General features: G+C 39.5%; 17 protein-coding genes. 10 read left to right on the forward strand and 7 right to left on the reverse strand.

Annotated features, from left to right (window positions below):
- Positions 1–35 precede the first annotated feature (35 nt).
- The 4 genes from NST73_RS17155 to NST73_RS17170 all read left to right on the forward strand — a co-directional run bounded on the left by NST73_RS17155 (position 36) and on the right by NST73_RS17170 (position 3,232).
- On the forward strand, positions 36–713 hold the full coding sequence (locus tag NST73_RS17155; RefSeq protein WP_081105461.1) for an amino acid ABC transporter permease: 678 nt from the start codon (positions 36–38) through the stop codon (positions 711–713).
- Between the two features lie 10 nt (positions 714–723).
- Positions 724–1,464 (forward strand): amino acid ABC transporter ATP-binding protein, encoded by a 741-nt coding sequence (locus NST73_RS17160; RefSeq protein ID WP_008343342.1) that lies wholly within the window; start codon positions 724–726, stop codon positions 1,462–1,464.
- 193 nt (positions 1,465–1,657) lie between these two features.
- A complete protein-coding gene (locus tag NST73_RS17165) occupies positions 1,658–2,866 on the forward strand; it encodes an ammonium transporter (protein WP_342499240.1) in 1,209 nt (402 codons plus the stop codon).
- 18 nt (positions 2,867–2,884) lie between these two features.
- Positions 2,885–3,232 carry a P-II family nitrogen regulator gene (locus tag NST73_RS17170; protein ID WP_007497589.1) on the forward strand — a complete coding sequence of 116 codons (348 nt, stop codon included), beginning with the start codon at positions 2,885–2,887 and terminating at the stop codon, positions 3,230–3,232.
- Between the two features lie 80 nt (positions 3,233–3,312).
- Here NST73_RS17170 and NST73_RS17175 read toward each other — a convergent pair whose 3' ends face one another.
- Entirely contained in the window at positions 3,313–4,221 is a 909-nt protein-coding gene (locus NST73_RS17175; protein ID WP_144679103.1) for a M23 family metallopeptidase, read from the reverse strand.
- 127 nt (positions 4,222–4,348) lie between these two features.
- Here NST73_RS17175 and NST73_RS17180 point away from each other — a divergent pair, with 127 nt between their 5' ends.
- A complete protein-coding gene (locus NST73_RS17180; protein WP_008343345.1) occupies positions 4,349–4,846 on the forward strand; it encodes a GNAT family N-acetyltransferase in 498 nt (165 codons plus the stop codon).
- A 234-nt stretch (positions 4,847–5,080) separates the two neighbouring features.
- Here the strand turns inward: NST73_RS17180 and NST73_RS17185 are convergent, their stop codons facing one another.
- Genes NST73_RS17185 through NST73_RS17195 form a run of 3 tightly spaced genes read right to left on the reverse strand, consistent with a single transcriptional unit; the run spans position 5,081 to position 7,984 of the window.
- Complete coding sequence (locus NST73_RS17185) at positions 5,081–5,611, reverse strand: thioredoxin family protein (protein ID WP_007497592.1); 531 nt, start codon at positions 5,609–5,611, stop codon at positions 5,081–5,083.
- The gene (locus NST73_RS17190) at positions 5,608–6,177 is read right to left on the reverse strand and encodes a MauE/DoxX family redox-associated membrane protein (protein ID WP_024718741.1); all 570 of its coding nucleotides are present in this window, start codon (positions 6,175–6,177) and stop codon (positions 5,608–5,610) included. The genes NST73_RS17185 and NST73_RS17190 overlap by 4 nt, the downstream gene beginning before the upstream one ends.
- A 1-nt stretch (position 6,178) precedes the next feature.
- Positions 6,179–7,984, reverse strand: a complete 1,806-nt coding sequence (locus NST73_RS17195; RefSeq protein ID WP_144679101.1) for an ABC transporter ATP-binding protein — start codon at positions 7,982–7,984, stop codon at positions 6,179–6,181.
- A 98-nt stretch (positions 7,985–8,082) separates the two neighbouring features.
- Between NST73_RS17195 and NST73_RS17200 the strand changes: the two genes are divergently transcribed.
- The gene (locus NST73_RS17200) at positions 8,083–8,592 is read left to right on the forward strand and encodes a hypothetical protein (protein WP_017368198.1); all 510 of its coding nucleotides are present in this window, start codon (positions 8,083–8,085) and stop codon (positions 8,590–8,592) included.
- 47 nt (positions 8,593–8,639) lie between these two features.
- Here the strand turns inward: NST73_RS17200 and NST73_RS17205 are convergent, their stop codons facing one another.
- On the reverse strand, positions 8,640–9,038 hold the full coding sequence (locus NST73_RS17205; protein ID WP_039165303.1) for a hypothetical protein: 399 nt from the start codon (positions 9,036–9,038) through the stop codon (positions 8,640–8,642).
- A 516-nt stretch (positions 9,039–9,554) separates the two neighbouring features.
- On the opposite strand from NST73_RS17205, the gene NST73_RS17210 reads away from it, so the two are divergent.
- The 4 genes from NST73_RS17210 (at position 9,555) to rpsN (ending at position 11,830) form a co-directional block, all read left to right on the forward strand.
- The gene (locus tag NST73_RS17210) at positions 9,555–9,977 is read left to right on the forward strand and encodes a DUF5362 family protein (RefSeq protein ID WP_007497598.1); all 423 of its coding nucleotides are present in this window, start codon (positions 9,555–9,557) and stop codon (positions 9,975–9,977) included.
- Positions 9,978–10,117: 140 nt separating this feature from the next.
- Positions 10,118–10,267 carry a 50S ribosomal protein L33 gene (gene rpmG, locus NST73_RS17215; RefSeq protein WP_003214771.1) on the forward strand — a complete coding sequence of 50 codons (150 nt, stop codon included), beginning with the start codon at positions 10,118–10,120 and terminating at the stop codon, positions 10,265–10,267.
- 80 nt (positions 10,268–10,347) lie between these two features.
- Positions 10,348–11,544 (forward strand): GTP-binding protein, encoded by a 1,197-nt coding sequence (locus NST73_RS17220; protein WP_041091417.1) that lies wholly within the window; start codon positions 10,348–10,350, stop codon positions 11,542–11,544.
- A 16-nt stretch (positions 11,545–11,560) separates the two neighbouring features.
- Positions 11,561–11,830, forward strand: a complete 270-nt coding sequence (gene rpsN / locus NST73_RS17225) for a 30S ribosomal protein S14 (protein WP_268361061.1) — start codon at positions 11,561–11,563, stop codon at positions 11,828–11,830.
- A gap of 254 nt (positions 11,831–12,084) precedes the next feature.
- Here the strand turns inward: rpsN and moaA are convergent, their stop codons facing one another.
- Entirely contained in the window at positions 12,085–13,092 is a 1,008-nt protein-coding gene (moaA, locus tag NST73_RS17230) for a GTP 3',8-cyclase MoaA (protein WP_268381904.1), read from the reverse strand.
- A gap of 10 nt (positions 13,093–13,102) precedes the next feature.
- Complete coding sequence (gene fdhD / locus NST73_RS17235) at positions 13,103–13,891, reverse strand: formate dehydrogenase accessory sulfurtransferase FdhD (protein ID WP_024718748.1); 789 nt, start codon at positions 13,889–13,891, stop codon at positions 13,103–13,105.
- Positions 13,892–14,006 lie beyond the last annotated feature (115 nt).

Raw genomic sequence — 14,006 nt, forward strand, 5'->3', positions numbered from 1 at the left:
GATTGTGCGCCTTTCTCTAGGCGCACTTTCTTCAAATGGAGATGATTGTTTTGCCTACCTTATCACATTTTTTTCAAACGCTGATTGATTCTAGAGGCGTTTTCTTAGAAGGAATGCTGCTCACCTTACAACTCACTGTCATCAGTATTTTCATCGGCATGTTCATCGGGCTTTTCTTTGCCTTACTAAAAATATCCCGCGTGGCCGTTTTCGGTTATATCGCAAATTCCTATATCTTTCTTGTACGCGGGACACCACTCATTGTGCAGATTTTCATCCTGTATTTTGGGCTGACAGAATTAAATATACCCGACTTTTGGGCAGCCTCTATTGCGCTTGCCTTCCATAACGGTGCCTATATAGCAGAAATATTCAGAGGGGCGATTCAATCAATCGATCAAGGTCAAAAAGAAGCAGGACGTTCTCTTGGCATGGGGCGATTTCTAACCATGAGACGTATCATTCTCCCGCAAGCGATGCGGCGTGCCCTCCCCCCTCTCGGCAATCAGTTTATTATCGGTTTAAAAGATTCATCACTTGCTGCCTTCATCAGCGTCAATGAACTCTTTAACATAGCCACCACTCAAGGCTCCAACAGTTTTGACAACATGACGTACTTACTTGTCGTGGCTGTCTATTACTTAGTTCTTGTCCTGCTGCTAACATTCGCTGTGCAAACCGTTGAGAAGAAACTATCAGTCAGTGATCATTAGGAGGAGAAGCATGACAGAATCAAAAGAGATCATTCGCGTTGAAAAACTGAATAAATACTTTGGAGAACTGCATGTCTTAAAAGATATCGACCTCACTGTATATGAAAATGATGTCGTCGTCTTAATTGGTGCAAGCGGCTCTGGGAAAAGCACCTTGCTCCGTTGTATGAATTTTTTAGAAATAAAAAATGACGGTCAGATCATCATTGATGGCAGTCCCGTTCATCCAAAACGAGATCAATTAAACGAAATGAGGCAGAAAATAGGCATGGTGTTTCAGCATTTTAATCTCTTCCCGCACAAAACCGTGCTTGAAAACATCATCGAAGCACCGGTCATGGTGAAAAAAACAAAGAAAGCACAAGCGATAACTGAAGCCAATGTCTTATTAGAGAAAGTCGGACTTGCGGATAAAGCAAAAGTGTACCCTTCAAAGCTATCAGGCGGTCAAAAACAGCGCGTTGCCATCGCACGAGCTCTCGCCATGAAGCCCGATGTCATGTTATTTGACGAGCCCACTTCTGCGCTGGACCCAGAGCTTGTAGGCGAAGTGCTGCAAACCATGAAAAGTCTTGCCAAAGAAGGCATGACAATGGTCATCGTCACTCATGAAATGGGCTTCGCAAAAGAAGTAGCTGACCGAGTTGTTTATATGCATGAAGGACGAATTGTCGAACAAGGTACCCCATCAGAATTATTTGATTCCCCTCAAGAGGAGCGAACCAAATTGTTTCTCAGTTCGATTTTATAGGTCAAATGCCCTTTATTTTTCGTCGTTCATACACGTTTATTCTCATTTTTTACGAACTTTTCATCCATTTATATTGATAATGACCAAAAAACCATGTTAGATAAACTTACATTAATATGTTATATATGACTTTTCTCTCTATAATGAAGAATTAAGAAATCTATTAATTCTGAATGATTCGGGGGAATGCAGCATGCAAATGGGTGATACAGTATTTATGTTCTTCTGCGCACTACTCGTGTGGTTAATGACACCGGGTTTAGCCTTATTCTACGGAGGACTTGTGAGAAGTAAAAACGTGTTAAGTACGACAATGCACAGCTTAACCTCACTAGCCATTGTCTCTATCGTCTGGATCGTGTTTGGCTATTCACTGGCCTTTGCGCCAGGCAATGCATGGATCGGAGGCTTTGACTGGGTTGGACTAAAAGGAGTTGGCTTTGAACCTGGTTCATATAGTGATACGATTCCACATTCATTGTTCATGATGTTCCAAATGACCTTTGCTGTCCTCACAACAGCCATTATCTCTGGTGCCTTCGCTGAACGTATTCGTTACTCAGCGGTGGTCGTGTTTACGCTCCTTTGGGTCACATTTGTATACGCTCCAGTCGCACACTGGGTATGGGGTGGCGGCTGGATTGGCGAAATGGGAGCACTTGACTTCGCCGGTGGAAACGTCGTCCACATATCATCCGGTGTGGCTGGTCTAGTCGTAGCCATTGTTCTCGGGAAGCGAAAAGAAGCGGCAAGTTCTTCTCCGCATAACTTGATCTACACACTTCTTGGCGGAGCTGTGATTTGGTTTGGCTGGTTTGGGTTTAACGTAGGAAGTGCCCTCACATTAGACAGTGTCGCCATGTATGCCTTCATTAACACCAATACAGCAGCTGCTGCAGGAATCATCGGCTGGCTGTTAGTCGAATGGATGATCAACAAAAAACCAACGATGCTAGGTGCAATCTCTGGAGCCATTGCAGGCCTAGTAGCGATTACACCTGCCGCAGGTTTTGTCACACCATTTGCTTCGATTATCATCGGAATCATCGGCGGAATCGTTTGTTTCTGGGGCGTCTATTCACTTAAAGCCAAGTTCGGCTATGATGATGCACTGGATGCATTCGGTCTGCACGGAATCGGCGGTACGTGGGGAGGCATTGCTACAGGCCTTTTCGCCACTACATCTGTCAATGATGGCGGAGCCAACGGCTTATTTTACGGCGATCCAAGCTTACTTTGGAAACAAGTTGTCGCCATCGTGGTCACATACGTCTTTGTTGCAGTTGTCACATACGTGATCATCAAAGTCGTCAACATCTTCTTCAAGATTCGCGCAACTGAAGAAGAAGAATCAGTCGGTCTTGATTTAACGATGCACGGCGAAAAAGCATATCAAGATTAAAGAAAAAGGGGTGTCTCTATGAGCAAAATGTATAAAGTGGAGATTGTCACACGTCCAGCTAATTTTGAAACATTAAAGGTGGAGCTTGGAAAGATTGGTGTCACCTCGATTACCTTTTCCAATGTGCACGGCTGCGGATTACAAAAGGGACATACGGAACTATACCGTGGCGTCAAAAAGGAAAGCAATGTGTACGAACGTTTAAAGATTGAAATCGTCTTAAGCAAAGTACCTGTTGAACAGGTCGTGGAAACAGCACAGAAAGTACTGCGTACAGGCGAACCAGGGGATGGGAAGATTTTTATATATGAGATAGAAAATACAATCAACATTCGGACAGGTGAAGAAGGACCTGCCGCCCTATAGCATCCCTCCGCCATATGGCGGAGGTTTTTTTAAAGACAGAAAAAAACCTCTGTGCATTTATCTACACAGAGGACATGACATTAAGATTGTTTTGTTTCTTCTGACTGACTGCGGTCTTTAGAGGAATCAGAAGACTTTTCTTGATCAGAGGATTTCCCCTTCTCATCAGACTTATCTTCAGATTTTTCTTCAGATTTTTCTTCAGCTGGCTCTTTAGCCTTATCGTCAGCAGCAGGTTCCTTCGTTTTTTCATCAACCTTTGGCTGAGCAGGTTCTTTTGCTTCTTCCGTCACTTCTTGCGCTGCTTTTTCAATGGAAGAAACAGGCTTATCAATGAAGCTAAGTGGATTAAGCGCTAAACCTTCCATACGAATTTCAAAGTGAACATGGTTGCCGCTTTCAGCACCATATAGATTCTTACCAGAAGCACCGATGACATCATTCTGCTTTACTTCATCGCCTTCTTTTACACTCACTTGAGACAACGATTGATAAACAGTAGACAATCCATCTTCATGTTCAATTTCAACAACGTGACCGAGAACTGGATCTTTTTTCGCCTGAACGACTGTTCCACTAAGAGCAGCTGTGACATCAAACACTTTGCCATCTTTATCTGCAAGATCAATACCTTTGCTTAAGGTATAGGTGTTATTATAGTTTACAAGTGCTGCTTCTTTTTCTTTTTGATCAGCATCTGCTTCATAGAACTTTTTCACGACAGAAACATTCTCAGAATTCTGGACCGGCATAGCGACATTTTCAATTGGCTTTCCAACTTCAACGGCATCATCACGCTGTTCTTGTCCTGTTTGATTTCCATCAGATAGTTGGTCTTTCACATCTTTCGATACAGCTTGATACCAAAGAACGGCTGTTAACACGACCGCTGCGCTGACCAAGTAAATAGCAGGGAATACCCAGCGCTTACGGAAAAATTGCTGAACTTTTGTGATTTTGGAAGTACGTTTCTTTTCTTCCTCTCTCATTTTTCATCACCTCAGCAACATTCTGAACACTTTTCAAAAAATATATACACACGAAATCATTTTTCTTTTTATTTTGCGCAATCGCATCAATAATATGTATGATGAATGAAAAAAGATGGGGGTACATATGGTGAAAACTTTCAACCGCATGGCAACAGAAGATGACCTCAAAGAGATCGTCGATATCTACAATTCTACGATTGCTTCAAGAGAAGTAACGGCCGATACAGAACCTGTTACAGTAGAAGACCGCCGTCAGTGGTTTTTGAATCATTCAGAGAAACGTCCTCTCTATGTGAAAACAGATGAGGAAGGAAATATCTACGGCTGGCTCAGTTTTGAAACGTTTTACGGCAGACCTGCATACAACGGTACTGTTGAAATGAGTATTTATTTGAACCAAAACTATCGTGGAAAAGGTTTAGGGTCATTGTTCTTACAAGAGGCGCTTGAATTGGCACCCTCATTAGGCATCCGAACGTTACTTGCCTTTATTTTCGGCCACAACGAAGCCAGCATCAAATTATTTAAGAAGCACGGCTTTGAGACTTGGGGACATTTGCCACGCATCGCGGAAATGGACGGCAATCGGTACGACTTAGATATTTTAGGAAAAGAGTTATAAACGGAGCGTCTCTTGAAGAAAGAGACGCTTTAGATTGTTGACAAGGGGCTAAAATGAACTTGATTTTAGCCCTTTGTCTTCTTTTCAGCGTGATAGAAAACCTTTGCAGTCTAGGAAGGACGAGTACTGGCGCGGAGCGAATTTCACATTCGTGAGCACCAGCACGCAGGACTGACAAAGAATGCGAGGGTTTGTCTACACGCTGGAGCGTCTCTTGAAGAAAGAGACGCTTTTTTATGAAGCATGCACCAACTGCTCAAATTGCTTCGCATTTTGAAGCGATTTTCTTTTCAGAATGATACCATGTTCATCAATCAGAAGCGCTTGCGGAACAACTGTTACTCCATACAACTCCATAATTTGTGATGAGCGCATATAAACAGCTTGCTCCGGCAGCAATTGAAGAAGCGAGGCATCATCGGCTTGTTCATCTCCATTAATAACAATCACATGAGCATCATCATGTGAAGTTTGAGGCTGCACATCAGACAAAATACTTTTACAAGTCATACAAGTAGAATTCACAAATAACAGCATCACAGCTCGCCCATTTTGCAAATACTCCTTCAAGATCACCTTTTCACCTACATGCGAATAACTGCGAAATAACGGAGCCGGGTCACCAATATCCGCTTCCTTCAATTCAATTCCATCAAGGGACTTTATTTTATTCATAAATCTCCCGATAAAACGGGCAAGCAAAAAAACGACAGCCAGCTGGGCAATGACAATTAATAACACAATGATTAATAAAATATCTGTCATTTCATTTTATCTCCTTCTATAATTGATTCATCTGCAATCTGGAATGAGTCGATCCACTTTCGCTTCAATAGCACAATTTCTTGGCTGACCGCTATGATCAAACATACAGCCGCTGCAATGAGAAAACAAATCATTTTCAACCGCAATGAAATCATTTCAACACTAGGATGTACATAAAATAACCCTGCCACAAGAGTAAGCATCAGCAGATTACGAATCACAATCCCCCAATGCAGGCGATCGTTTTCCAGTAACCCTCCACAACCGCACGAAATATCACGATGCCCCCTAATTAAATTGAACGTAACCGCTCCAGTATAAATACATAACAGGGCTGTAAGGCCAATTGCAGGCAGGACAGACATGTTCCATATAAACAAATGAACCGTACAAACCAATTCAATCAACAAAAATAAATAAAACATAGGTGCCGCAAAAGAAGGCGGCAACAACCGATAAGCATTGATCTGCTGGACATGTGCCTTCTGTTTCCTTGCTTTATCGAGCCATGCACCCGCAAAAATGATTCCTAGTAAATAGACGCCTATGAAATAAAAGACACTCACCTTACACCATCTCCTTTTGTTGAAATAGTTGAGATTGTGCCTCGTAAAGCCTTCTGTACTCTCCGTGCAACGCCATCAGTTCATCATGGTTGCCCTCTTCAATAAAAGCACCATCTTTCATGACGATGATACGGTCTGCTAAGCGGGCCGCTCCCATACGATGTGTAATAAACAAAACCCCTTGATCCTGCGTATGATCGAATAACTTTCGAATGAGCGAGATCTCCGACAGCGGATCGAGAGCAGAGGTCGGTTCATCTAAAATAATAAAATCACTTTCTCTAAAGAAGGTTCTCGCCATCGCAAGCTTTTGCCATTGTCCGCCAGACAATTCATGTCCCTCTTCAAAAAAGCGACCTAGCTGCGCATCATATGTGTCTTCCATTTGATTAATTCTTTTCTCTATACCTGCTTGGCGGGCGGCTGAAATCAACCGCTCTTCCTCTTCTATATCATCAATACGGCCAAACCCTATGTTTTCTCTCACAGTGAATTCGTACTTCATAAAATCTTGAAAAAGAACAGCCATTCTCGCATGATAGGTCTTTTTATGGATGGTGGAAATATCCTCTCCATTGACTTTGTGCATATTCTGTTGATCTGGATCATATAAGCCGGTTAAACATTTGATTAAAGTGGTTTTACCGGACCCATTATCTCCTACTAATGCAATTCGTTCACCTTTATTCATATGAAAATGAATATGCTCAATCGCTGGTTTTTTCATATTCGGATAAGTAAAAGAGAGATTGTCTAATGTAATGGACTGGATATGCTCAATTCCCTGAAGCGACGCTGCCTCTTCTGTCTGTTCATGTTCATGCATTTCCTCTTCTCTCTTTTGAAAAGCTCTCATTTCATCAACATATAGGCTTGTTTCATATAAACTAGAACATTCTCTTGTTAAATCTTGAAACCCACTTTGAATGTTTTGTACAGCTTGCAGCACTGCAACAAACGTACCCGCTGCTAATTTTTTTTGAAAAATAAGAAAGACAATCAATAAACCACAGCACACATAGGCCAATGTCATAAGCAACCCGCCTGCCATCTCCCAGCGCACTTGGCGTTTCAGCAAATTATATTTTTCATCTGCACTTTTAACGTAGTGACCTCTCCACTTTTGAAGAAGATAATTCCCTATTCCATATAAACGAACTTCCTTTAAAGAATCTCGCTGCGCGACGAGATCAGATACATACATTTCTCTTCGATCATTAGCCGTTAACAAACGATTTAATCGATAACGTGCGCCTCCAAAAAAAAGTTCAATCCATAATACAGGCAAGGTAAACAAGAACAATATGACCGCTAAGCCCCAATGAATACCGATCATATAGATAAGAAGTGATACAACAGTAATCAACGCGCTCATCATTGTAAAAATACTTCTCACCATACTGAGAACATGCTGATGACTGTTCATCACACGTTGACTTTCATTGTAAAATGACGGGTGCTCAAACGTAATAAACGGCAGTCTTATCGCTTTTTGAAGCAATTCACCTTTCAAATGCAGACCAATCAGATTTGTTGCTTTCTGTTGACTAAGCTGAAGAATGAATTGAAGCCCATATCCTAAAATCACAATGACCATTTGCAGTCCAAATAACCACAAAACCTTTTGGATGTCACCTGAAGACGTCATAAATAAAATAATTTCATTAATCAAAGTTTGAATAATCCAGACACTAGCCAAAGGCATAAAACCAACGATCACTTGAATGAACAAAGTTAAAAGAAGATAAGAACGACTTTTTTTCCAAGTATAGGAGATTGCATATAAACAATGGTTCACTGTACTCATGAGATGCTCCACCTTACACCATTTAGTATAATTGACATATTTTTGATATTTGTAATATGATAGCTTTGCGTAACTTCACTTTGAGAGGACGATATACGATGAATTCAATTTTTCTTTTACAGCTCGCTCTTATGATTTGCAGTCTTCTATTAACGGCTGGAATTATCATCTATTTAAAACAACAGATGCAGCTTATCATCTTACCTATAGAACACGTGGGGCAGAAACTTGCGCATCCACTTCTCGAACAGCCATCACCCATTCACATGAATGATCTGCTGCAAACAAATCGTACACAACAATTACTGATCTTCACTGACACAGCATGTCCGCACTGCATTCCATCACTCGAACAATTCCTAGAAACAAAAAAGCAGCGTAAACTAAACGTTTCATTGAGTATTTTGTTGAAAAACGGGCAAAAAAAGGACCAAGAATTATATCGTGATAACGAAACAAACTTGCGGATTATTCCGGTAGACGAACAATTGATAAACGCATTCCAAATTCAGGAGTTTCCTTTCTACATCATGGTAGAAGACAATGATACCATCTCATATGCAGCACCTTTTCCAGACGGTCTTTATTCAAGACTAGCTGCAAACTAAAGATAAATGAGGCATGTGAAGAGCATAAACACATGCCTCATTTTTTATTATTGTGAATTTGGCTGAACATCCTTCCCTTTTTCCTCTGCAGCGATATCATTAGCTTCGCTTGAAGCGGATGTTTGTTCCTCAGCTTGTTCAAACTCACTGCGAGCTTCATTTGAAATGTCAACTTGATCACCGTGCTGATTCACAGTAACAGAAGAAGATCCCTCTTTTTGAACCTCTTTCTCTAGTTCCTTTAATTTAGAAACATGAAGCTCTAAATCTTTTCCTTGCTGAACTAAAGTCAGTTGTTGAAATAACGCCTTTCTCTCTTCTGGAGAATGGTCGCCTTGAACAATTTGCGCTGCTTGGGTCAAAAAAGAATTTGATGTATGGCCTGCTTGACGCTTATTTGACGTCTGCATAGCATTTGTTACTAATGAAATTGGAGTTATGCTCATGCGTTCACACCCTAATAAATAAGATACTTAGATTTAGCAGCCACATTTAACGCGTTCTTGGCTAGTACAAATCTCACCTGTGTCACGATCCACATAGTAACGGAAAGTTCCAACGCCTTGAAGGAAACAAGTTGGTGCTGATTGGCAAGAAGTTACCAATCTTTGCAAAATACATCTAGCAGCTGCAGGTTGAACATTGGTCATTTTGTTTAAAATTCGATCTAACATATGAATTCCACCTTCCAATTTTTATGGTAATACAATACAATAATAACCAATTGATAGACAACTAACAACATATTTTGATAAATTTTCTAATTACTTCAAACTACTTTTCTTATTTATGACAAAATTTATCGATTAGAATTGTAGTAATTGCTACTTTTTTCTTATTCAAAAATAATTTATTTATCCATAAAAAGTAAATAAAAGATAGAAAAAAGGTCAATTCACTCTTCCTAAAGTACTACTTGCTCAAGTATGATATAGAGTGAATACATAAAGGAGTGAACACAATTGCAACAAACTGAGAAAATCATTCAATCTCTTCATTCAATAACAAAGTGGGGAAAGGTTGGGAGCATCTTTCTCTATATTTCAGGTGGTTTATCCATCCTCAGTGGGTTTTGGCTTGTTCTTCCTGCTGCCATTGGCGTTTTTCTGATTATGATGGGAATACATGTCCAAAAATCCGTGAAAGCAGCTGAACAATTGATTCAAGCGCCTGATACTTCTTACGAAGAATTATTGGAACAATATGCTAAGATGATGAAAATGCAAACACTGTTTGCGATTTCAAGTATTGCCGCCGTTATTCTCTCATTCATCGCGATCGTTTTGATGTTTATACTAGGCGGGCTAGCCTTTCTCCAAGAGCTTCCTACTGATGTCCAACAGTACGAAGATTATTACGAAGAAGAACTTGGTGACTTTTATTAATGAAAAGGGGTATCAATGAAATACGATACCCCTTTTTTATTTGAGTTGGCATAGACTTGATACTAAACTTGACAATCAGCCTTTATCATTTTAAAATACAAATCGTAATCATTACGAAATAAAGGAGGATTATATCAATTATGCGCGTGAAAATCACCTTAGCCTGTACTGAAACAGGTGACAGAAACTATATCACTACAAAAAATAAACGAACGAACCCAGACCGATTGGAGTTAAAAAAATATTCTCCACGATTAAAGAAATACACCCTTCATCGGGAAACAAAATAATTTTTAAGATTTAAATCGTAATCATTACTATATAAGTGAGGCGGCATACAAAATGAGCATGTTCAAAAGGACTAAATCAAATGGATAAAAGAATACCTGTCACAGTTCTAAGCGGCTTTTTAGGAGCTGGAAAAACCACGATATTAAATCATGTTCTTCAAAATCGTAAAGGCCTAAAAGTAGCTGTTATTGTCAATGACATGAGTGAAATAAACATTGATGCGGAATTAGTTAAGCAAGGCGGCGAACTCTCTCGATCAGATGAGAAACTGGTTGAACTATCTAATGGTTGTATTTGTTGCACATTGAGAGAAGATTTATTAATTGAAGTAGAACGCCTTTGTAAGGCTGGGAATATCGATTATATTGTCATTGAATCTACAGGTATTAGTGAACCAATTCCTGTCGCTCAAACTTTCTCTTACATTGATGAAGAAATGGGCATAGACTTGACACGTTTTTGCAGATTAGACACGATGGTAACGGTGGTAGATGCAAACCGTTTCTGGACAGATTTCCAGTCAGGAGAAAGTTTATTGGATCGTAAAGAAGCAGTTTCAGATGATGATGAACGAGAGATTTCCGATTTACTTATTGATCAAATTGAATTTTGTGATGTGCTCATTATCAACAAATGTGATCTTGTATCAGCATCAGAACTAGATCGGCTTGAGCACGTGTTAACCAAACTTCAACCAGAAGCAGCCATTATTAGAACCTCTAAAGGTAACGTACAACCTAGTGATATTTTGAATACTGGTTTATTCGATTTTGAAAAATCTAGTGCTTCTGCGGGCTGGATCAAAGAAATTAATGCTGGACACTCTCAGCATACGCCTGAAACAGAAGAATACCAAATATCATCTTTTGTTTATGAAAGAAGGCTCCCTTTTCATACTGGCAGACTGAATGCATGGTTAGATCAAATGCCAGAGCAAATCGTTCGAGCGAAAGGATTTACATGGCTAGCGACACATCATGATTTAACCATTTTAATTTCACAAGCTGGAAAATCTGTGGCAATTGAACCAATCGCATACTGGATTGCTGCCTTGCCTGAGCAAGAACGATCACGGATCTTAAATCAGGAACCAGACATTCTAGATGAGTGGGATGCAGAGTTTGGTGATCGACATACAAAACTTGTCTTTATCGGTGTAGATTTACCTAAAGCAGATATTATTCGTACACTAGATCAATGCTTACTTACACCTGAAGAATTTGATCAAGATTGGACAACGTTTGAAGACCCCTTTCAATGGAACATACACACTTAAACCAGGAGGGTTTTAAATGGCAAAGAAATCAAAAATAGCAAAAGAAAAAAAGCGGCAGCAGCTCGTTTTGAAATATGCACAATTAAGGAAAGAGCTAAAAGAAAAAGGTGACTATGAAGCTTTGCAGAAACTACCTAGAGACTTTTCACCCACTCGCTTAAAAAACCGCTGTGAATTAACTGGCCGTCCTAGAGGTTACTTGAGAAAATTTAAAATGTCTCGAATTGCTTTTCGTGAGCTTGCCTATAAAGGACAGATTCCAGGAGTAAAAAAATCGAGTTGGTAAAGATTGATTTGATCTTAGCATAGTTCCTGTCAATGTAAAGCAGGACAAAATGAATAAAAATCTCTTTTTCATCCTTACTCTGTCAATTTTGAGGTACAAAATAACATTTTAAAAAACAGCAGAATCTCTGCTGTTTTTTTATGGGGCCGAGCCTTATAGGAAATATTATCCTGATGTTAAAAGAAGATTTTCAACAGTGATTATAGCATTTTCTCTTCTTTTCAAAAATCGATGATCATGATACTTTGTTGTCATTACCCGCCGATGTAGGACATCTCAACTTTTTTCTGATCTTTCTTTTGCTCTCTCTCAGCTGAATATTGATCCTGTCTGTTTGACCAAAGTTCCTTCAATATGTTCACTAGGTATTCATCATTTTCTGAATTACGGATGAATTGTCTCAGATCAAAGCCCGATGATGCAAAAAGACAGGTGAATAATTCGCCACGTGCAGATAGTCTAGCTCTATTACACGATCCACAAAAAGCATCTGAAACGGAAGAAATAATGCCAATCTCTCCTGACCCATCCTCATAAAAATAACGATTGGCTACTTCACCTTGATATCGAGGGGGTTCTGGTTTGATAGGGTATTTTGAATGAATTAGCTCCATAATCTCTTTTTTCGTCAATACATGTTTGAGATTCCATTTGTTCGTATTGCCAACATCCATGAATTCAATAAATCGTAGAATGTGTCCTTCTTTTTTAAAATAGGCTGCCATTGGTAAGATATCTTGATCATTCACACCTTTTTGGACAACCATATTGATCTTAATAGCAAGTCCAGCTTTTTTTGCAGCCTCTATCCCATCAAATACTTTTTGGATGGAAATGTGTCTTCCATTCATCTGCTTAAAACGATCTGGATTTAAAGAATCTAAACTAATGGTGACTCTATTCAGACCTGCTTTCTTTAGCTTATCTGCGTACAAAGGTAACAGCGTTCCATTGGTTGTCATCGCGATGTCTTCAATACCTGGAATTTTTGCGAGTTTTTCTATCAAAACGGGCAAATCTTTACGCATTAAAGGTTCACCGCCTGTAATACGTAATTTCACCACACCTAATTCCTTTGCAAAAAGCGCAGCAAGTCGTTCAATTTCCTCGAAGCTAAGCAGCTCTTCTTTATCTAAAAAAGGATAATCTGGTCCAAAGATTTCAGCAGGCATACAGTACGTACATCTAAAATTACAGCGATCTGTTACGGATATTCTTAAATCGCGCAATGGTCGATGTCTTTTATCCAAAATACTGACCATACTTAGCCTCCTATTCTGTAATACGCTGATGATGAGTATAGATATTAAAAGATTCTCCTCTTACGAATCCAACTGTTGTAATATTTAATTCTTCTGCCATTTTAAGTGCTAACTCAGTAGGAGCTGATTTTGATATGACGATTGATACTCCTAATTTTGCTGCCTTCAACAAAACTTCAGATGATATCCGGCCGCTAAATACAAGGATTTTATCTCTCAGTGGGATTTTATGAAGTAAACAATATCCATAGATTTTATCCAACGCATTATGCCGTCCTATATCCGTCCTAGTGATGAATAGCTTTTCTGTATCACACAGTCCAGCATTATGGACACCACCAGTATGTTGAAATAACTGACTTTCCTCCTGTAAACATTTCATTAAATGAATACAAGTTTCAGCAGAAATACTGATTCGGTCAATGGCTGTTTTTGCCGTCTTCACATCTTGGAGAAAATAAAAATGTCTTCCTTTCCCACAGCAAGATCCGATCACTCGTTTTGTAAAATCTGAGGATTGGAACTGAGTTGTGTGATGTAAGTCAACATATGCAAAACCCATACTTTCATCTATTGTAAACCTTTTAATCTCTTTTTCAAATCGAATGACTCCTTCTGAAGCTAAAAAACCGATCACCAATTCTTTCAAATGATCCGGTGAACAAACGAGTGTGACAAACTCTTCACCATTCACCAGCACGGTTAAAGGGAATTCTTCTACAACTTCATCTGTTTTACATGTCATTTGACCTTTGCGATATTGGTGTATGCGCCGTTTCGTTTTAACAGAAGGATTCATGATCTGATCTTCCTTTCAACACAAATTTAGTTATATGAACCAGACGAATTGTGATATTATTTTAAAAAGTCATAAAAATGTAACATATTTCTATCTTATCAAACTTTTTGTTTGC

Origin of the sequence: Bacillus sp. FSL W7-1034 (assembly GCF_038593365.1) — a bacterium.
GTDB classification, from domain to species: domain Bacteria; phylum Bacillota; class Bacilli; order Bacillales; family Bacillaceae; genus Bacillus; species Bacillus altitudinis.